Genomic DNA, 22,486 nt, shown 5'->3' with positions numbered 1-22,486 from the left:
CCACGGGTCCGGCCCCCGCCCTCACGTACCTCCCCTCCCGCACACTTCCCATGGAGAGAACATGACCACCTCTGGCATCAGCCGGCGCGGCGCGCTGCGCATGTTCGGCATCGGCGCCCTCGGTGCAGCGGCCACCGGTGTGCTCGGCGCCTGTGCGCCGTCCGGCGCCGGCTCCCCCTCCAACGGCGGTGACCCGAAGTCCAAGAACTTCGACTTCACCTCCTGGTCGCTCAACGAGGAGGCCGCCAAACCCTCGATCGAGAAGATCATCGCGGCCTGGGAGAAGGCCGAGAAGTCGACGATCCGCGCGGTCTCGTACCCGTACAACGAGTACCTGAGCCAGCTCACCCTCAAGCTGGGCGGCGGGGAGACCACGGGCGCCGTGCACCTCGACATCGCGTGGCTCGCAGCGATGGCGCAGATGGGCAAGCTGGTCGACCTCGGATCGGTGGCCGGCAAGGGCGGCTACACGGACGTGGCGCTGAAGAGCGGCATGTACGACGGCACGCAGTACGGGCTGCCGTGGAACACCGGATCGATCGGTGTGATCGCAAACGCCCACCTCCTGGAGAAGGCCGGGATCAAGAAGCATCCCACCACCGTCGAGGAGTTCGAGGCAGCGCTGCGCGAACTGAAGGGCCTCGGCGGCGGAGTCGTGCCATATGCCGCCGCCACCAAGGTCGCGCAGCTCAAGGACATCTTCCCGTGGATGCAGACCTTCGGCTGCAAGCTGCTCGACGGCGGGAAGGTCACGATAGGCGACGACGCGTCGGTCGACGCGGTCACCTGGTACAAGAAGCTGCACGACGCGAAGCTGATCGCCGCCGACGTGGACCGCTTCGACGCGCGCGCCCTGTTCGGGCAGGGCAAGGCCGCCTTCTACGACGACGCGATCATCGGCAAGGGCGTGACCTCCGCCCAGTCGAAGGACAAGACGCTGGCCGACGCGATGCAGCCGATGGAGCGTCCGGTGCTCAAGGCCGGGGACACGCCGCAGGCGCTGCTGTGGGGCGGTGTGATCGCGATCGTCAAGGGCAAGGGCCAGGACGCGGCGACCGAGTTCGCACTGCACACCACCACCGACCGGGCCACCACCTCCGCGTACTTCGCCGCGCGCGCACTGCCGCCGTCCACCACCGCGGGTCTGGCCGCTCCCGAGGTCGCGAAGGACACCTTCACCACGGAGTGGACCCGGAAGATCACCCGGACGGCGACCGGCAGCCCGTTCTGGCAGTTCGCGCAGAACGCCCAGATCGAGGAGGCCGTCGCCAAGCAGGTACAGGCCGTCCTCGTCGGCACGTCGAAGCCGAAGGACGCGATGAAGCAGGCCGGCGAGGAGGCCGCCGCGCTCATCAAGCGCTGAGGTCGAACGCCGGGGTCCGGGCCCGGCGAGCGCCGCACGCTTCGCCGGGCCCTGCTCCCTGCCCCACCCCGCACGACGACCGCGCCGACGACCGCGCCGCCGGCCGCCCCGGGCCGGTGCCGTCCGCGCCACTCCCAGGCCCGCACCCGCACCCGCGAAGGAGCTCCTCTTGCGACGGCCCACGGCACGTATACGCACGTTCACCGCCTCGGCTGCGGCCTTGGCCGCTCTCCTCCTGCCCGCCCCGGCCGCCGGGGCCGACACCGCGCAGACCACGGCAGCGGCGGCGGCGATCGAGAAGGTTCCGTACGCGATGGACGCGTCGAACCAGGCCGCCTGGTGGACGCCGGTCGCCACGTACAAGGGCCGTGGCCAGTACACGTACTTCGCCTTCAACGAGCCGGGCTCGACGGCCGCGACGCACCGGCCCGCCATTGCACGGCGCGACCCGGACGGGGTCTGGAGCCGGCTGCCGCTGCTGAACAACGACGGGCAGCAGGCCGAGTTCCCCGACGACAACGGCCACAACCAGCCGTCGATCGCCCGCGACGGCAGCGGCCGCCTGCACGTCTTCACCTCCATGCACGCCAACTCCTGGCGCTACTTCCGCACCGAGGCCCCCGGCGGCGACGTCACCGACCACGCATCCGAACTGCCCGATCAGGGCGTGGGCATCACCTACCCGGCCGTCACCACCGCGCCCAACGGCGACCTGTACCTGGCCGCCCGCGTCGGTACCGGCTCCGACCAGCGCCCCGGCAAGCTGTACCGCTGGGACAACGCCACCTCCCGCTGGAGCGTCGTCGCGACCTTCGCGAGTGCGCTGTACCGCTCCGTGTACCCCGACGACATCACGGTGGACGCCTCCGGCCGCGTGCACCTCCTCTACGAGTGGGCGAAGGCACCGGCGACCGCGTTCCGCCACCAGCTCTCCTACCTGTCCTACGACCCGTCGAGCGGTTCCTTCGCGGACAGTACGAACACGACCGTCACCACCCCGGTCACCCCCGCCACCTCCGACGTCGTCCAGGACCTCACCGCGGGCGAGGAGTGGAGCGCCGACAACACGTACACCGGGCCGGCGGTGCAGAGCGCCAAGCTCACCCTCGACGGCTCCACCCCGAAGATCGCCTACCGTTACCGCTCGGCGGACAGCGGTGGTCACTTCCGGGTGTACTACGCCTATCCGAGCGGTGGCGGCTGGGTCCGCAAGACCGTGTACGCCGGCGGGCAGACCGCGGCCGCCCTCGGCATCACCTGGGACGAGACGGACACCAAGCGGGTCTACTACGTGACCACCTCGGGCACCGACCGGGTCTTCTCCGCGACCCAGTCGGCAGACGGGGCCTGGACCGCGCAGTCCGCCGCGCCGGGCGTGAGCGCGGACCGGCTCGCGGTGCGACGGGACTCGGACGGTCAGGATGTGCTCTACCTGCCGGACACCGCACACAACTCCCTGTATTACGCGCCCCGTTGACGAACCGCAGCCGCGCCCCGCAGTGGGCGGGTGTTCAGCGGTCAGGTGTGCGTGATCAGGTAGGCGGGGCCTTCGCCGCGCCGGGCTCGCTCGATGGCGTCGAGGCGGACGAAGGCGCGCGGCGCCATCAGCTCCTGCCAGGTAGCGAGGTCGTGGACGGCCCACATGTCGTGCTCGGCAAGGTCAAGACGGATCCGGGTGAGCTGGTGGGCGCTCAGTCGGCCTCCGTCGAAGATGAGCCCCACCTTGTTCAGCGGCTGGCGTGGTCCGGCGTGAAGGAAGTGCGTCAGGAGCAGCTTCGGTGTGTCCAGGCCGAGTGCGAGGCCCGTCTCCTCGACCGCCTCGCGCCGGGCGGTCTGCAGCGGGTCCTCGCCCGGGGCATCGAGGTTGCCACCCGGGAACTGCCAGAGTCTCGAGCCGTAGACCGAGCGGAGCTGGATCGGCCTGTCGTGCTCGTCACGGATATACAGGCAGCCGTACACCGTGTGGTGGGGGACGGTCTGCGCGTACGCCTCGGCCGTCATCGGCATGGGGTGGCCGGGCCGGGCCGGGCGGTGGTCGAATGCGAGGGCGAGAACGCCGAGGGCTTCCTTGGCCGGCGGGTAGATGGTGCGGAGGCTGGTGAGCAGTTCGCCGGGCGGGGCGTCCGGGTCGATGCGCGCGGTGTCCTCCGCGCTGAGCAGGGCCTCGAAGGAGGAGTACGGGGCGATCCGCTGCGCGATGACGTCGAGTTCCCGTCCGGTGTCCCGGTCGTGGAAGACGACCGTGTCGCCGGCGACGACGGCGCGCTTCTGCGGGGTGGCCACCCTCACTTCGATCGTCTTGCGCCCCGCTTCCACTTGGCGGTAGTACCGCCCGAGCAGGTGCATGTGGTGTTCGTGCGGTTCGTCTCCGGCCGTTGGGCTCGGGACGGCTGGGATCGCCTGCTGAGCGTCGTCAGGCATACGTGCCTCCGTTCAATGCGGTCCGACCCTTACGGCCCGGGGAGCGCAACCGGGTCAGAGGGCGGTGACCGCTTTCCTGTGCTGCCAGATCGGTGTGGGTGGCGAGGAAGTAGACGATGCCGTCGGGCGCTAGGGCAGTTCGATCGGTCCGTAACGGGCGTGCGGCTCCTGCCGCTTCAGCGCGTCGTACCGGTCCGCCACCGAGAAGTGCCAGAACTCCGTTCCGTAGTTGGTAAAACCGGCGTCCTCCATGGCGTTGAGCAGCAGCGTCCGGTGGTGGCGCGCGTGATCGCTGAGGTTGGGGGCGTTCGTGTAGCAGGCCCCGTCGCTTTCCTCGGGGGAGGCGTTGACGCGGGTGCCGAGGTCGAGTTCGTGGCCGTCCTGGTCGACCAGGGTGACGTCCACGGCTGCGCCTGCGGAGTGGGGCGCGATCTCGGGCGGCGACACGTACCGGCTGGCGGCCTGGTGCAGTTGCTCGGCTGTCCAGCCGGGGTGAGCGGCGGCCAGCTCGTCCCGGTACTCGGTGAAATAGCGCTGTTGCAGGGCCAGCGGCCGGTAGCCCTCGATGAACAGCAGGTCGGTGCCGGCGGGCAGGAGGGAGCGGGCGTGCTTCAGTCGGGCCAGGACGCCCTCGCGGACGTGGGCGAACGCGCCCAGCGGATCTTGCTTGCGGGGATCGATACGGAAGCTGTGGTGACGCACGTCGACGAGAGGCTCCCCGCACTCGCGCACCGGGATCGCGGCAACCCGCGGATCGGACATCAACACCAGAGGGTTCATCGAGTCTCCCTGCGACGGATTGCCGTGCGGTGGCGGGATGGGGGAGGCGGAAGCCAGGTCGGCTTCGTCCAGGATGCGCGCGATGGTGTCCTGCAGCGAGCTGTCGGCGGGGATCACGGCCTCCAGACCGCCGGGCAGCAGATCCAGCTCGCGGTACCAGGAAGTGAGGTGGTCGTCGGTGACGTGCTCCAGGTACGCGGCATCCGCCTTCGACGCGTGCCGGACCAATGTCGTTTCCAGCGGCACGTCCAGGTAGTAGCAGCTGGAGACGCCGCGGTGGTCCCGTACCAGAGACGTGATCATGTGGCCGTATCGGTCGGCGTACAGGATCCCTTCGAGCACCACGTGGAAGCCGGCGTCCAGGGCTTCGCGGACGATCACGCTCAACAGGGCGATGTTGGCCCCCCGCGCGGTGTCGTGTTCCCTGAGCACGTTCCGGCGGATCACGTCCTGGCCCACGATCGCGACCCCGCGGCCGTGGTGATCGCGCAGGCCCTGGGCCACGCTTGACTTGCCTGACGCCGAGTTGCCGCGACCCGGGCGGCCGGGTGGAGACGGGCGCTGGGGCCCACGCCGCCGTAGACCTCACTGCTTCGTCGACGGGTTGCCGGTCGGCCACGGGCGACTCGGCGGACCATGATGCCGATCATTGCCCAGCGGGTCATGGTCTCTGAGCGGGCCGGGCACGTCTCGTAGTCATGCGCGAGGCGGCGGTGGGCGGTGAGCCACGAGAAGGTGCGCTCGACCGCCCATCTCGTGGGACGGACCTGGAATCCGCGCTGGCCCGGGGCCTTGCGCACGATCTCCAGCTCACGACCGAGGATCGTGCGTGACCACTCAACGAAGCCCGAACCTCCCTCGCTACTTCGCCGCGAGTCCGCGGCAATCGTCGAAGCGTTACGGATGACCTCGCACGTGGAGTGCGTGGCGATTCTGGAACCTGCGGACAAGAGGGCCTGACCTGAGATTATGTGGCGTCAGGCCGCGTTTGAACCCGAAGGTGGACCGTCCTCCCGCCACAGGGACGACGCGCGGCCGGCGTCGCGGTCGGCCTGCCGGGGCAGGTAACGGCTTGCTCTGCCGTGCCAGGTGACGATCAGCTCGTCCCGTGCCCGGGTCGCCGCCACGAAGAGCAGGGAGCGGGCTCGCTGCTCCTCCTGGCGATACCGGTCGGGACTGCTCAGCCGGAAGGTCTCGATGCGCTGATGGGGAATCAGGCCTTCGCTGACACCCGCCAGGAACACCCGCTGGAATTCCAGCCCCTTGAACCGGTGCATGGTGCCGATGTGTACGGTGTCGACGTCGCGGGGGCCCTCCCGGCCGATCTCGCTCGCGGGAATCAGGAACGGTTTGCACGCCAGCGTGTAGGCGAGCTGTGTGACGGCGTCCTTGTCGGGCACACTGACGGCCATGGCGGCGTACGGAGTTCCGTAGCGCTCGTGACGTTCCTTGAGCAGGGCGGCGATCGCCCGCATCTCGGTCTCCCAGTCGGGAGCACGCCAGTACTGGGGAGCCAGCCCGGTCAGTACGGACCGGTACCCGTCCAGGGTGTCGGCACCGTCGTCGAGATCGTCGAAGCTCTCACCGTGGACCAGGCCGTGGGCGCTGCCCAGGATCTCCCGCGTCGTGCGGTAGTTCAGGGTCAGCCGTCGGGAGGCCCGTCCAGGGGTGTTGATGCCGAGCCGGCCCAGCACCACCTGGTGCGAGTAGATGCGCTGGTGGGCGTCACCGACCAGGAAGATGTCGTCCGGCCCGGGGGCCGTCATCGCCCGCAGCATCCGCCAGTGGGAGGCCGACAGGTCCTGGGCCTCGTCGACGACCACATGCCGGTAGCGGGGCTTGAGCCACATGCCGCTTCCGGCCTCACGATGGACGAGGTCCAGGCCGCCGTGCTCCTCCTTGTAGCGTGCCTGCTCGACGGCCTTCGCCATGTGGCGCCCCTCGATCCGCGCGGCCTCGTCGGCGATCAGCGCGTACGTGGTGCGGCGGGGCGGACCGTCCAGCAGCGAGCGGTACGTCTGCACCAGCTCCCACACCTTTTTCCGGTCGGCTCGTTGCAGCACTCCCCGGCCTTTGCGTTCCGCGCGGAAGTACAGACGCTCCGTTCCGCAGCCCTGCGCGAGGATGACGTGCTTGAACTCCGCGTCGAGGAAGTCGGCGTCGTAGTCGAAGACACCCACCTCCGTGCACGCGCGGTGCCAGAGCGCCATAGCCTCCTCGTCGCCCATGGGCGTACCGAGCACCGAACCGGGATGCTGCTCGACCACCTCCCGGGCGACCTGGTCCACGGACTTGACGTCGACCCTGCGCACGAGCGCGTCACCGCCGAGCCGGTGCAGGCGCTCCCTCAGGTCGGCGGCGAGGTTCGTGTTGTACGTGGTCAGCAGCACGGGCCGGGTCTGGCCCGGGGGGAGCCGGTCGACGAGGTACCGGACCCGGTGGAGCGCCACGACGGTCTTGCCGGTACCCGGCCCGCCCGTGACCTTCGCCGATCCCTTAAAGGACGTGGTGGCGAGCTGGCGCTGCTCGGGATGGAGAAAGAGCCGCCACGCCTCGAAACCGTCCCCGAGCGCGTCCAGGACCGCCGCGTCCTCCGTGCTCACCTGGGAGACGGGGCGCCGAGCGGCCTGCGCCCAGTCCTGCGGGTCGACCCGTCCGTCGGCCCGCCACTGGTCGGTGACGAACGCGCGCACCTCGGACGGCTCCATGCCGTCGTGCAGCGCCAGCAGCACCTCCCGGGTGAGCCCCGGGAGGTTGTGACCGAGCACGGCCTCCAGCTGGCGGCCGTCGGTGACGCGCCGCAGGGCGGGCAGCAGGGAGGCGATGACACCGAGCTCGACCAGCTCCTCGTCGCCGTAGCGGGCGAAGAGCGGGACCGGGAGAGCGGTCGGCACGGGTTCGGAAGGCGAGGCGGCCTCCTCGGCGGCCGGGGCTTCCGCCGGCACGGCATCCGGTGCCGGATCGGGCTCCGGCCGTGCGGGCATCGCCACCACCTGGGCGCTGACCTCGCTCTGGTCGACGAGCTCGACACCGCCGGAGACCGCGTTGATCTCCACGGTCAGCCGGGCGAGTTCGTCCCGTGCCGCCGGCCCGACCCGGACGGCCAGCAGACTGAAGCGGTTCTCCTCGGTCTCGAGGAGCAGCCCCATGCGACTGCCGTCGAGGGAAGCGAGGAACAGACGCCCGTTTCCGCCCGTCTCCCGCAGGAAGACCAGCCGCAGCGCCCTGTTGGACCGGTCGGTGCGCAGCCGGCGGACGAAGTCGCCCACCGCGTTCTTCGTGGCCGCGTCGAGGCGCCGGATGTCCTCGTTGGCCTGCGGTGTGACCGTGACCTGTGTCCGGACTCCCTGGCTCATGACCGGTCCCCTCCCTCTCCGGATGCGCTCTCCCGCCGGTCGTCCAGCAGGGCGGCGAGCTCCTTCTCGTCCCAGCCGCCCGGCGCCCGGACCTGCCACCCGGCCGCGTGACACTGCTCCATGTACGCGTCGTCTGCCGCGTCCTCGTCCAGGACGACCGCGATCCTGCGGTCCGGCCAGGCGAGTTCGAGCGGCCTGGAGAGACCGGGGGCGTCCCAGCCCGCCTCGGCGGGCCGCACCTGGCCGCGCTCGGCGAGTGCCGTGGCGAGGGCCTCGATCGCCGGGTCGCCCACGTACGACAGCTCACGCAGGACGAGATCCCACGCGGCGCGTTCCAGCTCCGTGGGCACCGCACGCGCACCGTCGGCCTGCGGCGACGCGCCGGGAGCCGCCTCGGCCGCCGCCTCCGGCGCAGCGCCCGGGTCCTCCCGCTCCGCTTCCGGCAGCACGAGCCCCGTGCCCGGCAGCTCCTCGCGCAGGGCCGGCAGGAGCCCGCCGGCCCGTACGGCCGTGGCCGCCAGCAGTCCCGCGTCGAAGGAGTCCAGCTCGCTGCGGGCGAGTTGCAGACCGTCGGCCCGGCCGGTCCCGGCCGGGTCCAGGAACTGGAGTACGTTGCCCCAGCACAGCCACGCCTTCCAGCGCCGCCGGTGCGTGTCGCCGTCCCCGGCGACGGCCTCCGCACGGTCGTCGAGCACGGCCAGCGCGCTCAGCCCCTGCGGTTTCGTCCGGGCGTCACCGATCAACGTCAGCGGCAGGCCTGAGCCGTCGCGGACGGGGTAGAGCTTCAGCCCCTGACCGCTCACCGGCGGCCGGGCGTCGCCCCGCAGCGTCGCCTCTATCCACGCGACGGCCGCCTCGGGGGAGGCGTCGACCACCTCCTCCCGCTTCGCCAACGGGAGCAGACCCCCCACGCACAGCCGTGCCAGCGCGTGCCAGCGCCGCAGGTCGGGGTCTGCGAGGAAGGCGAGGAGGGCGGGGACGGCACCGGCGAACAGCCGGTCGATCTCGGCCGGGTCCTGCCGCTGCCGCGCCCAGTTGGTCCGGGCCCGGCCGCCCGGTGTGGCGTCCCCGTCGACGGCGTACGGCGGCCACGCGGCCTGCGCCGACGGCCCGGCCAGGGCGGGGGTGAGCGCCTGTGCGCCCTCGTCCCCGTCCGCCGCCGCACCGCGGCCGGCCCGGGTCCGCAGCTCCTTGTCCCAGGCCATGACGTCGTCCCAGGTGATCTGCCAGACCAGCATGCCGTCGGCCCGGAGCCGGGCCCGCTTGGCGGCGTCCCCCGCGATCCGGTTCGTCGCCGCGGAGGCGTGCCACCGGTAGCCGTCCAGGTAGACGGCCACCGGCACGGGCGGTGCCCCGTCCGACGTGGTCTCACCCGCGACGGGGCGCAGCAGCAGGTCCGGCACCGTGCCCTGGGCGTGCAGCGGCTTCTGTGCGACGGACTCCCAGCGGATCGGGGAGCCGTCCCGCCGGCGCAGCGTGAACTGCTTGCCCTGGCGTCCGGTCGGGGTCTCCTCGTGCTCCACGTCGGCCTTGTTCGCGGGATCGTCGAGCCAGCGGTCGAGGCAGTCGATGAACCGCCGCTCCAGATCGCTCTGGGCCTGCCGGGCGAAGCGCCTGCGGTCCTCCTCCTCGGCCTCCGCGCGCCCCGCCCGGTCCTTGCGGAGCGTCTTGACGTCCCACCGGCTGTGCCCGTCCGCACCGAGCACGTCGTCGAGCATCCACAGCGCTTCGAGGCGGTCCAGGAGCGGGTATTCGCGCTCCGGCGCGTATCCCAGCAGACAGAGGTGACACGCGCGCCGGGGCCCGTTCTCGCACGGGCAGGCGCGCAGGTATTCCTGCGCCGCCGCCAGCACCGCCCGGAATTCGTCGCCCACGCGCTCGACGAGCCGTTGCAGATAGCCCGTGCCGCCGGGCAGCGAGTCGTAGAGCACCAGGTAGTTGCGGGTCAGCCCGGTCTCGCGGTCCGGTTCCGTGCTCGGGGTGGACCGGATGTGCGCGGGGTCGCCGCCGTAGCGCAGTGCGAGCCCCAGGTGCAGGGCGGCGGAGAAGGACGCCAGGCGTTCCGGCACGTGCAGGGTCGCGGCGGGCAGCAGGATGCGCAGCGCCTCGGTGCGGTGCTCGGTCGCCGTGATCACCCGCCGGTCCTGGGCCTGGACGGCCCGGCCGCGGCGCCGGGTGGGGCACCAGGGGCGGTGGTGGGCGAGCTCCGGCCGTCCGGCGAGGGATTCGGACAGCTCCTCCTGTACGGGGGCGTGCCCGGGATCGCGGTCGGTGGCGCCCCCGCACAGCGGGCAGAGCACGAAGGGGGTGACGGTGACCTCGGTGCCGGCGAAGTACGTGTCGGGGCGGCGGTTCGCCCTGGCGGGCCCGAGGTTGAACCTCCGGATGACCGCCTCGCGCACGTGGTCGACGCCGAACGTGGCCCCCGTGTGACGCCAGCTCTCCTTGATCGCGGCCGGGTCGATGTCCACCGCCGTGGCCGTCGAGTAGTGGCGCTGGTTGCGCGTGTCGACGTCGTCGATGATCCGGGCGTCGTCCCGCTTGTCCCGGGAGGTCACCTTGTGCGGGACGATCACGTGGTGCAGCGCGGCCCGGCCGCCGATGCCGGCGCCGCCGCAGCGGGGGCAGGGCGAGGTGTCGGTCTCGGCGTTTTTCGTGCGGACGTGCCCGCACTCCCGGCAGACGCGCCAGGCGGCCACCGCCGGACGGGTCTCGTCCTCGCCGTCCTTGGGGCGCGGACCGAGATCGAAACCGTCGATGGTGTGGTGGTAGCCGAGGACGTAGTACGAGTTCCCGGGGGCGAGCTCGGTGAGCGCGGACTCGGCCGGCCGGGTGTAGGTCCGGCTCTCCGTGCGCCACTGCGACGCGGGCGCCTTCTCCGCGTCGGCGCCGGCCGCATCACGGGTACGCCTGGCGGGCTCCTTGCGGGTCAGCGCGGCTTCGAGGCGCACACCGCCCTCCACCAGGCTGTAGTTCGGCAGCAGCCCCCGCTGGACCAGGAACGCCTGCGCCCCGGCCTGCGCGAACTCCTGGAGCTGCTTCCCGACGGCCACCGCCTCCCGGGCGAGGTTGCGCCGCTCCCGTGCCTCGTCCTCCACGTTCTCGTGCAGGGCCTCGGCCGCCTCGTTGATCCGGGCGCGCCGGTCCACGAGCTCGGCCCGCTCGGCCTCCCAGTCCTCCTCGGCGTCCCGCAGCGCCTCGGCCAGCTTCCCCGCCGCATAGCGGTGCAGCGACGCACGGGCATCGCGGGAGACCCCGGAGTCGGGCACACCGTCGATCTCCGGGAACAGCTTCAGGAAGTCGTCGGCCAGATCCCTGCGCCCGGTCACGGCCTGGGAGAACCGCCGCAGCCAGCCGACCCGCCCGAACAGGGCCGTCACCCGGTCGGGCAGCGGGATCACGCCCTCCAGGCGCCCGCGCGCGGCCAGGTCGACGAGATGGGCGACGTACTGGCGGCGCAGCAGCTCGCCCGCCGACAGGAAGCAGCCGGGAGGCAGGATCCGCCCCGCGATCAACTGCCGTGGCTCGGCCAGGTGGTACAGGGCGCGCGGGCTGGTGTCGGCCAGCGACACCATGAGCGCGTTGCCCGTCGAGCGGCCGGCCCGGCCGACGCGCTGGACGTATCCGGCGGTGGTCGGCGGCAGGGAGGCCAGCACGACCGCCTCCAACTGGCCGATGTCGATGCCCAGTTCGAGGGTGGGCGTGCAGGACAGCACGTTGGGGTCGGTGTGCCGGACGCCCTGCCGGAAGCCCTTCTCGACCTCTTCGCGCTCCTTGCGGGTGAGCACCCCGGTGTGTTCGGCGGCGACCACGCTGTACGGCCCCGCGTCCCGGTACAGCTGCCGGTAGTAGTCCGCCCGGTAGTCCCGGCCGGCCCTGCCGGGCGCCTCGGTCGAGGGCACCGCCAACTGCCCCTCACAGCCCTTGAGCGGGCAGGGCAGGCCCTGCCACACCGGCACCCGCTCCGGCGGCACGGTCTGCGTCCAGCCGCACTCCGGGCAGGCCAGCGCCGCGTGCGCCGTCTGCTCGTCGGTCAGCGGCCGCACCCGGATGTGCCCGGGGGTGAGCCCGTAGGTCCCGTGGTCCTGGTTTCCCCGGCCCGCCGCCTCCTGGCCGGTACGCCGGTGGGCCAGGGCGCCGATCTCCGGGTCGGCCAGCCGCGGCAGCAGCTCCGCGAGGTAGCCGGCGGCGAGGGCCCGGTCCATGCCCAGGCAGCGTGCGGCGAAGTCGGCGTACCAGCTCTCCTTGGTGTCGACCCGCTCGAAGTCCGTACGGCCCGATCGCGACCCCACCAGGACGAAGGCGGGCGCGTCCGAGTTCCAGCCGAAGGCCTGCATCCCTTCGGGGCGTCCGCCCCAGACGTGGTAGCGGTTGCGCCCCTCGGCGTTGATGAACTCGTCCAGCCACGTGTGCCGGATGCCGCCGCTGGCCCGCACGTGTTCCAGGAGTCCGCGGACGAACCCCTCGAAGCGGCGCAGCCGTTCCGGCCCGGAAGCGGGCAGGACCGGAGGAGCGGATTCCCCGGCGGGTCCGTCCTCCTCCGCCGCTTCCTCGGGGTCCACGGGCAGCTGCCGGCGCAGGTGCTCCCTGTACAGCCCTTCCGCGAGCTTGGCAGCGGTTGTCGGGTCCGGCAGATACACCTCCGCCGCCACCGTGCGGGTGAGCTCCAGGGTGCGGCCCGCCCGCGAGTTCAGTCCGAACTCCAGCAGGGTGTTGAACGCCAGCCGCTCACCGACCAGTTCCCACGTCCCCCTGGGCAGCCGCTTCTTGCCCGCCAGGAGCCGCTTCACCTTGTCCACGTCGTGCAGGTCGGGCGGCACGACGGACGCGAGCAGCTTCTCCTTGTCCACGGAGGCCCGCTTCACCAGCGCGGCGATCAGCTCGTTCAGCGGAACGCCCTCGTCGGCGAAGTCCGGTTCCTCCGCCGAGCGCTGTGCCAGCTGTTCCTGCACGAGCGAACGCAGCGAGAACTTCCAGGCGCGCGACGCGACGAACCCGGCCCGGTGCGCCGCGTCCTGCACGGAGTCGTTGAAGATCAGCGTCTTGCGCGCGTCGTTGCCGTCAGCGTCCTTCTTCGGCAGCTCCCCGCCGGTGAACAGCTGGGTGACCGCCACCGAGGCGAGCGGGGCCACACCGGCACCGAGGAACCGGATGCCCTGGGCCTGCCCGCAGGCCGGGCAGCGGTCCTGCTTGGCGTACGCGTCCTGGTCGGCGTTGTCGAACCACGCCTTGACGAACACCCCGTTCTCCGGGGCCTCGGCGATCGATCCGTCGGAGCGCAGCACCTCGTCGGGGTCTATCCGGCGCAGCGCCTCCCCGTTGTCCTCCAGGACCAGCACGGTCGCTTCGCGGACCGCCGCCCGCTTCCCGCGCCGCATGCTCCGGCCGAGCGCCTGCCGCGCCTGGTTCGCCGCCTCGGCGGGCGTCGCCGCGATGAGCGCCCGCACCCGGGCCTTGCCGGCCCCGCCGCCCGCGCTGAGCCGGTAGACGTCGTCGGGCGCGGAGACGAGGGAGGTCGGGTTGCGCTCGGGGCACACGGCGCTCCAGCCGGAGCGTCCGCAGTGCCGGCAGTACGCCGACGGCAGCCGCCCGGCCCGAGGCACGACGCGGTTCCGGTCCGCCTGCGCGGCGGACGTCACGGAGGCCGAGGCGGCCCGGTCGGCGTCCGTCCACGAGAAGGCGGGCTGCGGCGCGACGAAGCGCAGCACCCGGGAGAGCGCACGCACCCACAGGTGCGTCTCGACGAGCAGCAGCGGCCGGTCCTTGCCGGCGGGTGCCCCCGGGTCACGCGCCACGGAGATCAGCGCGATGAACCGGGCCAGCGCCTCGGCGGCGATCTCCGGGTCCTGCGCCGCCGTCACCCGCCATGCGGAGCTGGCGGGGAAGGCCGCCAGGATCTCCCCGGCCGTGAGCGGCTGGTCCACGTCGGCGGTCAGCAGGTCGTGGGTGAGCGGGTGTGCGAGGAGGCGGCGCCCCATCTCGCGGGCGTCGGACGTGTCGCAGCCCAGCACCAGCCGGGAGACCTCGTCGAGCCCGCCGTCGCGCGCGGGCGGATCGGGCAGGGCCGCGACCTGGGCAGGCGAGGGCAGCGGCAACCACACGTCCACGGGGGAGAGGAAGGAGTTCAGGTCCCGCCGGTCCTCCCCGACCACGGCGTCGTCCGGAAAGCGCACCCCGAACACCTGCGACGCCACGTTCAGCATGGCCCGGGAACCGCCCGCGCCACCCTGGTCCTGCCGGTCCCGCACGGGCGACTCACCGAGCGTCGCCGAGGTGGCCACCGGGCAGATCGAGCCCAGCGGCCGCCCCTCCTCGGCCGCTCCGACGACCACGCCGAGCCGCCGCAGCAGCATGGCGACGTCGGTGCCCTGGGCCCCGTCGTACGTGTGGAACTCGTCGATCACGATGTACGCGAGGTCCGCGTCGGCCCACAGCGGGGCGTCCTGCTGCCGCTGGAGCAGCAGGTCCAGCATCTTGTAGTTCGTGATCAGGATGTCCGGCGGATTCCGCCGTATCTCCGCCCGGTCCACGGCGACCCGCCCGTACGGGGAGCCGTTCTTCGCGGAGCTGGCCTCACCGATGTAGAGCCCGGCGGTCACGTCCCGGAGCCGCTCGTCCTCCAGCAGCTCGCCGATCCGGTCCGCCTGGTCACCCGCGAGCGCGTTCATCGGATAGAGCAGCACGGCCTTGATCCCGTGCTTCCCGGCCGCCTTGGCCCGCCGGCAGTGGTCGATGACGGGGACGAGGAACGCCTCCGTCTTGCCGGAGCCCGTGCCGGTCGTGACGAGGCTCGGCTGCGGGACGTGCCCGCCCTTGGTCGTCAGCCGGGCGAACGCCTCTGCCTGGTGCGCGTACGGCCAGAAACCGCCCTTGTACCAGTCGAGGTGCTGCTGCCAACCGTCCTCGGCCGCGCGGAACGGCCGCCGGAGCCGGTGGTACGGCCCGCGGAAGAGCCCGTCGGCCGGGTCTGTGAGGAACTCGGTGAGGGCCCTCTGGGTGTCGGGCTCGGCGAGCGCGAACGTGGTGGTCAGATACTCGACCGTGGTGTCGCGCAGCGCCTGCGCGGCGAGTGTGGGACGCATGGTGCCCGCCGGCCCTCCCCCTGTGTCCTGCTCCGGGCGCTCCCGGACGCGCCTTGCGACGTGTGACGTCGGCCGCGGGTGATCATCCGCCCCCGGCCCCGCCCACTTTACGTCCGGGGTCGGACAGTGGGTCCGGAATCGGCCGGGGTGGGGGTCAGTCGGCGGGGGGCAGTACGTCTACGACGTACGAGCCCTTTGCGGGGAGGGTCTCGACGAGTCCGCGCTCGCGCAGCTCTCGGACAGCGCGACGGACGGTTCCCGCGCTGACGTTGTAGACGTCCGCCAGTTCGCGCTCGTTCTCGACTCGTCCGCCCGGCGGGATCTCTCCAGCACGGATGCGTCGCTCGATGTCGTTGGCCACCCGCTGCCATTCATAGATCACATCTCCATCGTCTGTGCACACTGCGCAAGCCACACTTTGGGCAGCACACTGTGCACGCTGTGCACAGTGTGCGTAGACTGGGTGTGCACACGAAAACGCCCCTGAGAGATCCGGCCTAGGGATCGCTCAGGGGCACACCGAAGATTGGAGCTTCGGCTATGCGAAACCTTATCGCCGCGCTGCTTGCGTGGCTGCTGGGCGTGCTGACGCCTGGTTCAGGACGACGCGGGGTTGGCCCGCAGCCGACCGCCCCGACCTCCGTCCGGCGGCCGGAAGGAGTCGGCCCGACCGGCGTTCCGGCCCGACAACGCACGCGGGCACGCGCCACCCGGCCGAGGTCCCCGTACGGGCTCGGGGAACGGCTCGCCGGAGAGGACAGCGCCCTCGTCCGCCCCTACCTCGTCGCGTACGAGCGGCAGGAGGAGCGCGCCCGGCAGCACCTGCGGCGGCTCAGCCTCGTGATGGCGGCGGACTTCGGTATCGACCTGGACGCCCGCGACGTGCACGCGGCGGGGGTGGCCTGGTGAGCGAGCCGACTCCCCGTACGCCGACGCGGAAGCCCGTCCGCCTCTGCGTGCGCTGCTACCTCGTCACGGACGCACCCGTGGTCGTGGCCGAGGTGCACCAGAATTCCGGGCCCGGATGGAACATGTACGCGTGCCCGAAGTGCGCCCCCCACTTCCCGCCGGTGCCGGACGTGATCGACCTCTTTCCGAGCAGGCCGGGCGGGGACCGGGACGGGGCCGAGTGACTGCGCGCGGCGCGGTGACGGTGCTGGCGTTCCACCGTGGCTGGGCCAAGGCACTCCGCGTCGACCCCGACACGTCCACGGCTCCGCCGGATACGCTGGCGGGGCCCACCCTGGAGGTCACCGTGACTACGCAGCCGATCCACTCCGACCCGCAGCCGATCCCGCGCACGCAGAACGCCGTCGCAGCCGCGTTGCCTGCTGCGCAGCGCATGGAGTTCTACCGCGAGATGGGTGAAGCGACCCCCGAGACGATCGGGGAGGTGCTCACGAACTGGTGGCTGCTCGTCCAGGTGGCAGGCGACCCGCAGACCGCGCGTACAGCCGCTGCGGTGAAGGCGGGCACAGCCCCGGGGCGCTCGGCGTCCACAGTCATGCGGGAGCTGCGGGAGCGTGGGCGGTGAGTGCTGAGGATGACTGGTGCGAGGGTCCCGAGGAGGAAGACCCGCTGACCCTCTCGCCACAGGTCGAAGAGGTCCTCTACAGCCTCGACACTCCCGCCGACGTGATGTCGGCTGTCTCCTCCGTCATGGTCGAGATGCGCGAGGCGCTGGAACTGGGCGTACTTCCTCCCAGTGGCCGGCCGCTCCCGGGAGTCCCCGGTGGGTATGTGTCGGCCATGCCGCGCGGCCTCGGCCTCGTCGAGTTCCACGAGACCGCTACGGAGAAGGGGGAGCGCGGGTTCCACCTCGCCCGCGTGATCAGGATCGACGACTATCCCGCCGAGTTCTGACCCCGCCCATGGTTCCGTAGCGCGGCCCGCTTGTCCGCCCCGTTCTCCCTGAGGGAGGCGGGGCGGACTGCGTTCGGGCCCGGCCTACTGCTCGGCGGACTCCGGCGGCTCCGTGTCCCCGGGTTCCCACCCGACGGCCCGCATCCGACGCGTGAACTCCGCGTGCGCGGCCCTCATTTCCTTGACCCGGTCGGCGCGGTACAGCGGTCCCTCGTACCCCTCGGGCACGTTCGCTTCGAGCGGGAAGTCCTCGTGGGAGCTGAGCTGCTTCCAGGCGTCCTTCGGCTGCCCGTACCCGTGCTGCTGATGCGCCTTGGCGATCCGGCGTCCCGTCGCGTCGAACCACATGTTCTCCTCGTACTGCTGGAGTACGGGGAAGCGGGCCCGGTACATGGCGACGAGCTCGTCTGCGCTAATGCCGAGCCACACAGCTACGAGGGCGTCGATCTCTACGAGGGCGGCGCGGCGGGCAAACTCACTGCGGAGGGGGGTGCGTGAGGTCCATGTAGGGGAAACGCCATCGCTAAGCAAGCGCTCCTCCTGTGGGCCATGCAGGGATGCCCAATGGCTTTGCGGCCATTTATGGTCATATTCTTTTTCCCATAGTTGCGAATAGGCTCGGCTTTGGCAGTTTAGTCGGAGCGTCCGCAATAGAAGGTCGGATGCGAGCGGGTGCCCCCGAGTGGGGGCGGGTAGATTATTTGCTTCTCCAATTCGAAGGTGCCGGATTCCATTAATGCGAACGTAGTAGTCGCAGGGTAGCGATGCCCAAAATCCACTAGTAAGGGCTGTCATGTGAACGTCATGAAGCGCCATCGTGTTTACAAGGTCTACGTGCGTAGGGCCCGGTGGCACGATGCAAACCATGAGGCTGCGTTCGGTCTCCGGTGGAATCATGACGCGCCATGCCGCTCGGTAAAATTCTGAGTACGGGCGCCAGGTCTGTCCTTCGGGTTGGCCTGAACTCCCGTCAAGCTGCTCGAAGGGGTCGTGGCAGGCCCATTTGTCTTGCTTGGCGCGGAATCTGGGGACAGCGCTTTGGCGTCGATAGTTCGTGCGAGGGACTGCATCCTCACTGAGTGCGAAGTGATTCCAGGTTTCGAGATCAGTTGAGGTGCGAGCGCTCGTGATGGGCTGCTTAGCGAAGGGGGTTGCGATACCGAAGAACGGGCCCTGGATAATAACGTCGCTCCAATCTTCGGAGGGCCCAGGTTCCCAGGTGAAGTAACCGGCGGTGCGATCGTTTTTTTCGTGAAATCCTGAGCTGATGCGAGGGGTGTGCACGCTCAACCGGGTGCGCCATTTGGTCAGCGAGGTGATGGCGGACTCTTCGGATGCGGTTACCGGGAATAGGGTTTTTGCCTCTTCGGGTGCAGATGTGCTCCCCGGGGTAGCTAGTTCTTGCCAACTCGTGAGCGTTTCTCTGTTTACGACGACAAGGCGACCGCTGTGGGGACGGGTGTCCCACTCGCCATTTTGCTTGATTCCCGGCTCTTCGCCTTCGCCAGCGTGTCGTAGTGACAATGTCAGCGTCGTGGGGTGAAATAGCCAGGAAATATGCTGGAAGTCAATCTCTTTTAGTTGCCCGTAAATGTTCAGGCTGAAGTGGGTTGTGTGGCCCACTGGTGAGGCGAAGAGCTTCCTCGCGTTACTGAAGTCGGCGTGAAGCCGCAGGTGCTGGTAGGTCGCTCGCCTAAGGAGCCCTTCCTTGGCTCCTGTCAGGTGTGTAGCTGGATGAATTAGTCCCGCCACGCCCCGCTCTCCAACCGCCCGCCAGACCAACAGCATGAACGCCCGATACAGATCAGGCTGTGTTCCCACCAGCTCCGGATAGGTATCCACCGACGCCAAGTACCCCGACACGGCAGCCGAATCCGCCAGTTCCCCCAGGAACGCCGACCGGGCCGCCTCCCCGCCCAGCACCGCCGCCTTACGCTCCGCCCAAGCCTCGTTGCTCGGCTTCTCCGCGAGCTCGAACCACGGCTCGAACTCCGCGAGGACGCCGCTCTCCTTCCACTCCTGCTTGACCCACGGCGGGTTCCCCACCATCAGGTCGAACCCGCCCCCCGCAAACACATGCGCGAAGTCCAACTCCCAGTGCAGGAACCCCCGCTCCCTTGCGATGCGCACCGCCGTCCCGTGCCACGGGAACAGGTCGCCCAGGCTCAGGAAGTCCACCCAGCCCGAGATCTCGGTCATCTTGTCGTCGAGGGTCCGCTCGAACTCGTCCAGACCCTTGAGCCCGTTGACCTTCGGCATCTCGAACAGCGAACCGGCATCCTTCCCCGGCTCCACATCAACCCGGCCGACGACCGACTCCGCGAACTCGATCCACTCGTCCAGGTTCCGCAACGCCACCTTCCGGTCCATGGCGCCCTTGCCGAGCTTCTTGAGATCCTGCGCCCCGTTGAAGTAGTCCGGCGCCGTGCCGTCCAGGAGCGCGACCTCCTCCAGCGGCCAGAACCACAGCGCACACCACGCGTCCATGACCTGCTTCAGCCGCCAGTACGGGCTGCCCGGCGCCTCCAGCGCCTCCAGCACGGCCTCCCGGTCCATCACCGACGCCGACCGCTTGCCGTCCCCCTCCGCACCCCACACCGGGATGTCACGCGAGATCTCCTGCTCCGACAACTCCAGCCGCAGCCGGACCAGGCCCCACAGGTACTCCACCCGCTCGGCCAGCGCCCGCAGGCGGCCCGTCTGACCGTACGAGCCGTCGTCCGCGTTCGTACCGGCCGCCGAAGAGGCGACACGCTTGGCGGGCGCGGGCGCGGGCGCGGGCGCGGGCGCGGGCGCAGGCGCGACATCAGCGGCCGACGCCGCCGCGAAGTCGAAGCCCGACTGCTCCCAGATGTCCAGCCCCAGGTCCAGCGCCCCCTGCCCGGTCCGTTCCTCCCGCTTCAGGACGGTCGCCTGGCTCGTCGCGGCCTTCCCCGAAGCGGAGGCCGAAACCGAGGCCGACGCCCTCTTCTCACCCTTCGGCGCCCGCCGCATCGCCGAGCGCCACTTCCGCATCGCCTCGATGAGCGACGGGTCCAGCCACTCCGCCACCGCCCCCGCCACCACGCTCTTCCCGGTGGCCTTCCGCACCGACACCGAGTCGCCGACCGACCCCCACCCGAGCGCCGGCAGCAGGAACTGGTGCACCGGCCGGTGCACGCCGCTGCCCCCCAGCGCCTCCGTCAGCGGGACCGCCTTCGGCGCCTGGCGGCCGGAGGACTTCAGCCAGCCGCCGTCACCCAGCGACTTCCCCGGGTACACCTTGCGCGCCGCGCCGATCAGCGAGTTGCCCCGGTGGAGGTGCAGCCCGTACCAGGGCGCCCGCATCCCCGGGTACATGGTGTTGAGCCACAGCGAGATCTCCGCCAGCTCCACCGCGGTCCTGTTGAGGTCGACGCCGTACGCGTTGTGGAGGGCGATGTACGCCTTGGCCTTCTGGAACTCGCGCGGGTACTCCTCCGGGTCGATCTGCTCGCCCCGCTCCTTCTGCGCCAGCTTCAGATACAGCTCGGCCAGCTGGTTGACCGCCTCGTTCAGGAACGCGCCGGAGCCGAGAGCGGGCTCGCACACCCGCCAGCGCAGCACCTCCGCCGCCGTGACGCCGGACTTCTCCGGTTCGCGCGGGTCGATGCGCCCCTCGTCGTCGAGGCGGAAGCGCAGCGTTTGCTCAACCGTCGCCCGGGTCAGGGACTCCGGTGTGTAGTACGAGGCACTGGTCTGCCGGTCCCGGCCGGCCAGCCGGTACACGTACGAACCGACCTCGTGCACCACCGAGTCGGGCACGCCTGTCTCAGGGTTGACGGCGTCCTTCTTGACGAAGACGCTGTCGCCCGGTGCGTCCGAGTACAGCCCGCTGCGGACCTGGTCGGTCGTGATCAGCCAGGACCCGCCCTCCGGGTTGCCGCCCTTGGCGACCTCGTACATCGGCTTCTCGGCGATGAAACCGGTGTACGACATCAGGCCCTCGTACACCGCGCCGAGGTGGTTGATGCTGAGGTTGGCATAGCTGATGAACCCGCCCCGGCCCTTGCCCTTGCCCTCGACCAGGGTCAGATGGCGCAGGACCTGGTGCAGCACCTTGTTGCGCAGGCGCAGATCCAGGGGGGTCGCCGGGGCCGGTGAGCCGTCGCGACGGGTCGGTTCGGGGTAGTCGATCCGCTGCCCGACCAGCTTTATCGACGTGGGGTCGAAGAGCCGTGAGCGCAGCGCCTCGATGCGTACGCTCTCGTGGCCGTCGTCCTCGGCCAGCTCCGGGGCCTCCTCGACGGGCGCGCTCCGGTCGGTGACCGTGTTCGCCACCGGGTGACCGCTGAACACCTTCTCGAAGAGCAGGGAGAGGGACTCGTGGAAGTGGAACCCGTCGCGGGACGCGCTGCCCAGCTTCTCCTGGACCACGAGCTCACGCAGCCGGGCCACGCTGTATCCGGAGGCGTACGCCTCGCTCTTCACCGGCAGGATGTCGAGCTCGGGCCGGGCCTCGGCGTACAGCAGGAACAGGATGCGGTACAGGTAGCGCAGCGACTCCTCGGTGAGCAGGCGCGGCAGGGCACCGTGCTCCGGCAGGGCGCCGGGCAGCCACTCCGGCAGGTCGTCCGGGTGGACCCCGAACTCCGTGCGCGCCCGCCCGAGCACCTCGTTCGCGATGAGCTGGACGGACTTCTGGAGGCCGACGCGGAGTTCGGCGGTCACGCCCACCGAGTGGTCCCGGGATTCGGCGACCAGTTTGGCGATCTCGTCGTCCGAGCCGTCCTCGGCCGGGCGCAGGGACGAGGCCGCGAAGACCGCCGCGATCAGGTCGATCTCGTTGGCCTTGGCCCCCTTGGCCGCCTTGCGGGGGAGGGCGGTGTCCAGGTTCACGGCGAGGTAGCGGCCACGGGAGAACTGCTGCTTGTCCGCGAGGATCAGCACCCCGCCGAACAGCAGCAGCGCGTAGCGCGGGGCGTTGTCCGCGTTCAGCACCCAGGAGGCCAGCTCGCGGACGGTCGTCAGGGTCTTCGAGGCCGAGAGACGAACCGGTGCGGCGAGGAGGTTCGCCGGGCCGTCGCCGCGCGTGGCGTCCAGGTCCTCGGCGAAACCACCGGCCAGGACGACGACGCCGGGCTCCGAGTGGGCCACGGGCACGGCGATCGGACCGGTCGGGGTGCGGGCGGTGAAGTGCCCGGGGCGCGGGACGAAGTCCAGCGCCTTCAGCAGGCGTTCGTGCCAGCCGCCCAGCGCGCCCCGCCACTCGCCCTCGGATGTGCTGTCGGCCTCGGCCTCGGGCTCCTGCAGCGGCTGGAAGGCCGGCGGTTCCGTGTCCGGGCCGACCGCCTTCAGCACGGCCGCAGCCGCCGCCTGCGCGGCGACGGCCGGTGCGTACGGCAGCCCGTTGTACTTCTCGGCGTCCGGCGCGAGCACGGCCCGGACGTCCATGTAGGGGCGGGTCAGATCACGAAGCTTCTGCCGGGGCGTGGCCTCACCCTGGCGTTCGCGCGCCGACCACTGCTTGAGGGGGCCGCTCGCGAGCTGCTTCGGCAGGATGTCGTCCAGGTAGAAGGACGGGAAGTACTCGCGTTCGTTGATCAGGGAGTCGAACGTCACGCCTGCTGCTCCTGCTCGCTGTTCATGGTGGGGAGGTCGAG

General features: G+C 70.8%; 12 protein-coding genes and 1 pseudogene. 6 read left to right on the top strand and 7 right to left on the bottom strand.

Annotation, left to right across the window (positions count from 1 at the left end):
• Positions 1 to 61 precede the first annotated feature (61 nt).
• Complete coding sequence (locus ACH4VO_RS11260) at positions 62 to 1,363, top strand: extracellular solute-binding protein (RefSeq protein ID WP_360991596.1); 1,302 nt, start codon at positions 62 to 64, stop codon at positions 1,361 to 1,363.
• Positions 1,364 to 1,532: 169 nt separating this feature from the next.
• Positions 1,533 to 2,840 carry a BNR-4 repeat-containing protein gene (locus ACH4VO_RS11255; protein ID WP_360991593.1) on the top strand — a complete coding sequence of 436 codons (1,308 nt, stop codon included), beginning with the start codon at positions 1,533 to 1,535 and terminating at the stop codon, positions 2,838 to 2,840.
• A gap of 41 nt (positions 2,841 to 2,881) precedes the next feature.
• Here ACH4VO_RS11255 and ACH4VO_RS11250 read toward each other — a convergent pair whose 3' ends face one another.
• The 6 genes and pseudogenes from ACH4VO_RS11250 to ACH4VO_RS11225 form a co-directional block, all read right to left on the bottom strand.
• Positions 2,882 to 3,784: an NUDIX domain-containing protein gene (locus tag ACH4VO_RS11250; RefSeq protein WP_360991591.1), complete on the bottom strand. Its 903-nt coding sequence runs from the start codon at positions 3,782 to 3,784 to the stop codon at positions 2,882 to 2,884.
• 129 nt (positions 3,785 to 3,913) lie between these two features.
• Complete coding sequence (locus ACH4VO_RS11245; RefSeq protein WP_398440927.1) at positions 3,914 to 5,068, bottom strand: M15 family metallopeptidase; 1,155 nt, start codon at positions 5,066 to 5,068, stop codon at positions 3,914 to 3,916.
• A 113-nt stretch (positions 5,069 to 5,181) separates the two neighbouring features.
• A pseudogene (locus ACH4VO_RS11240) lies at positions 5,182 to 5,370 on the bottom strand (IS5/IS1182 family transposase); the annotation flags it as partial.
• 171 nt (positions 5,371 to 5,541) lie between these two features.
• A complete protein-coding gene (locus ACH4VO_RS11235) occupies positions 5,542 to 7,920 on the bottom strand; it encodes an ATP-dependent helicase (RefSeq protein WP_360991588.1) in 2,379 nt (792 codons plus the stop codon).
• Entirely contained in the window at positions 7,917 to 15,002 is a 7,086-nt protein-coding gene (locus ACH4VO_RS11230; RefSeq protein WP_360991585.1) for a DEAD/DEAH box helicase, read from the bottom strand. The genes ACH4VO_RS11235 and ACH4VO_RS11230 overlap by 4 nt, the downstream gene beginning before the upstream one ends.
• A gap of 154 nt (positions 15,003 to 15,156) precedes the next feature.
• Positions 15,157 to 15,384 (bottom strand): winged helix-turn-helix domain-containing protein, encoded by a 228-nt coding sequence (locus tag ACH4VO_RS11225; protein ID WP_240799316.1) that lies wholly within the window; start codon positions 15,382 to 15,384, stop codon positions 15,157 to 15,159.
• A gap of 158 nt (positions 15,385 to 15,542) precedes the next feature.
• Here ACH4VO_RS11225 and ACH4VO_RS11220 point away from each other — a divergent pair, with 158 nt between their 5' ends.
• From ACH4VO_RS11220 to ACH4VO_RS11205, 4 genes are read left to right on the top strand one after another with little or no spacing between them, the layout of a single operon-like run.
• A complete protein-coding gene (locus tag ACH4VO_RS11220) occupies positions 15,543 to 15,911 on the top strand; it encodes a hypothetical protein (protein ID WP_360991582.1) in 369 nt (122 codons plus the stop codon).
• Positions 15,908 to 16,135 (top strand): hypothetical protein, encoded by a 228-nt coding sequence (locus ACH4VO_RS11215; protein WP_360991579.1) that lies wholly within the window; start codon positions 15,908 to 15,910, stop codon positions 16,133 to 16,135. Before ACH4VO_RS11220 ends, ACH4VO_RS11215 begins: the two co-directional genes overlap by 4 nt.
• Positions 16,132 to 16,536, top strand: a complete 405-nt coding sequence (locus ACH4VO_RS11210; protein WP_360991577.1) for a hypothetical protein — start codon at positions 16,132 to 16,134, stop codon at positions 16,534 to 16,536. Before ACH4VO_RS11215 ends, ACH4VO_RS11210 begins: the two co-directional genes overlap by 4 nt.
• The gene (locus ACH4VO_RS11205; protein ID WP_360991574.1) at positions 16,533 to 16,865 is read left to right on the top strand and encodes a hypothetical protein; all 333 of its coding nucleotides are present in this window, start codon (positions 16,533 to 16,535) and stop codon (positions 16,863 to 16,865) included. The genes ACH4VO_RS11210 and ACH4VO_RS11205 overlap by 4 nt, the downstream gene beginning before the upstream one ends.
• Before the next feature lie 84 nt (positions 16,866 to 16,949).
• On the opposite strand, the gene ACH4VO_RS11200 is transcribed toward ACH4VO_RS11205, so the two are convergent.
• Complete coding sequence (locus ACH4VO_RS11200; protein WP_360991571.1) at positions 16,950 to 22,445, bottom strand: Eco57I restriction-modification methylase domain-containing protein; 5,496 nt, start codon at positions 22,443 to 22,445, stop codon at positions 16,950 to 16,952.
• Between the last annotated feature and the right edge of the window lie 41 nt (positions 22,446 to 22,486).

This window comes from Streptomyces sp. NPDC020780, from assembly GCF_044334475.1.
Taxonomy (GTDB): Bacteria; Actinomycetota; Actinomycetes; order Streptomycetales; family Streptomycetaceae; genus Streptomyces.
The sequence above is the reverse complement of the archived record's forward strand: the minus strand, read 5'-3'. Positions and strand labels throughout refer to the sequence as shown.

Excerpts from the sequence above, each read along its gene's own strand:
- ACH4VO_RS11260 (WP_360991596.1), top strand. The coding sequence starts at position 62 with ATGACCACCTCTGGCATCAGCCGGCGCGGCGCGCTGCGCATGTTCGGC.
- ACH4VO_RS11250 (WP_360991591.1), bottom strand. The coding sequence starts at position 3,784 with ATGCCTGACGACGCTCAGCAGGCGATCCCAGCCGTCCCGAGCCCAACG.
- ACH4VO_RS11220 (WP_360991582.1), top strand. The coding sequence starts at position 15,543 with ATGCGAAACCTTATCGCCGCGCTGCTTGCGTGGCTGCTGGGCGTGCTG.
- ACH4VO_RS11230 (WP_360991585.1), bottom strand. The coding sequence starts at position 15,002 with ATGCGTCCCACACTCGCCGCGCAGGCGCTGCGCGACACCACGGTCGAG.
- ACH4VO_RS11235 (WP_360991588.1), bottom strand. The coding sequence starts at position 7,920 with ATGAGCCAGGGAGTCCGGACACAGGTCACGGTCACACCGCAGGCCAAC.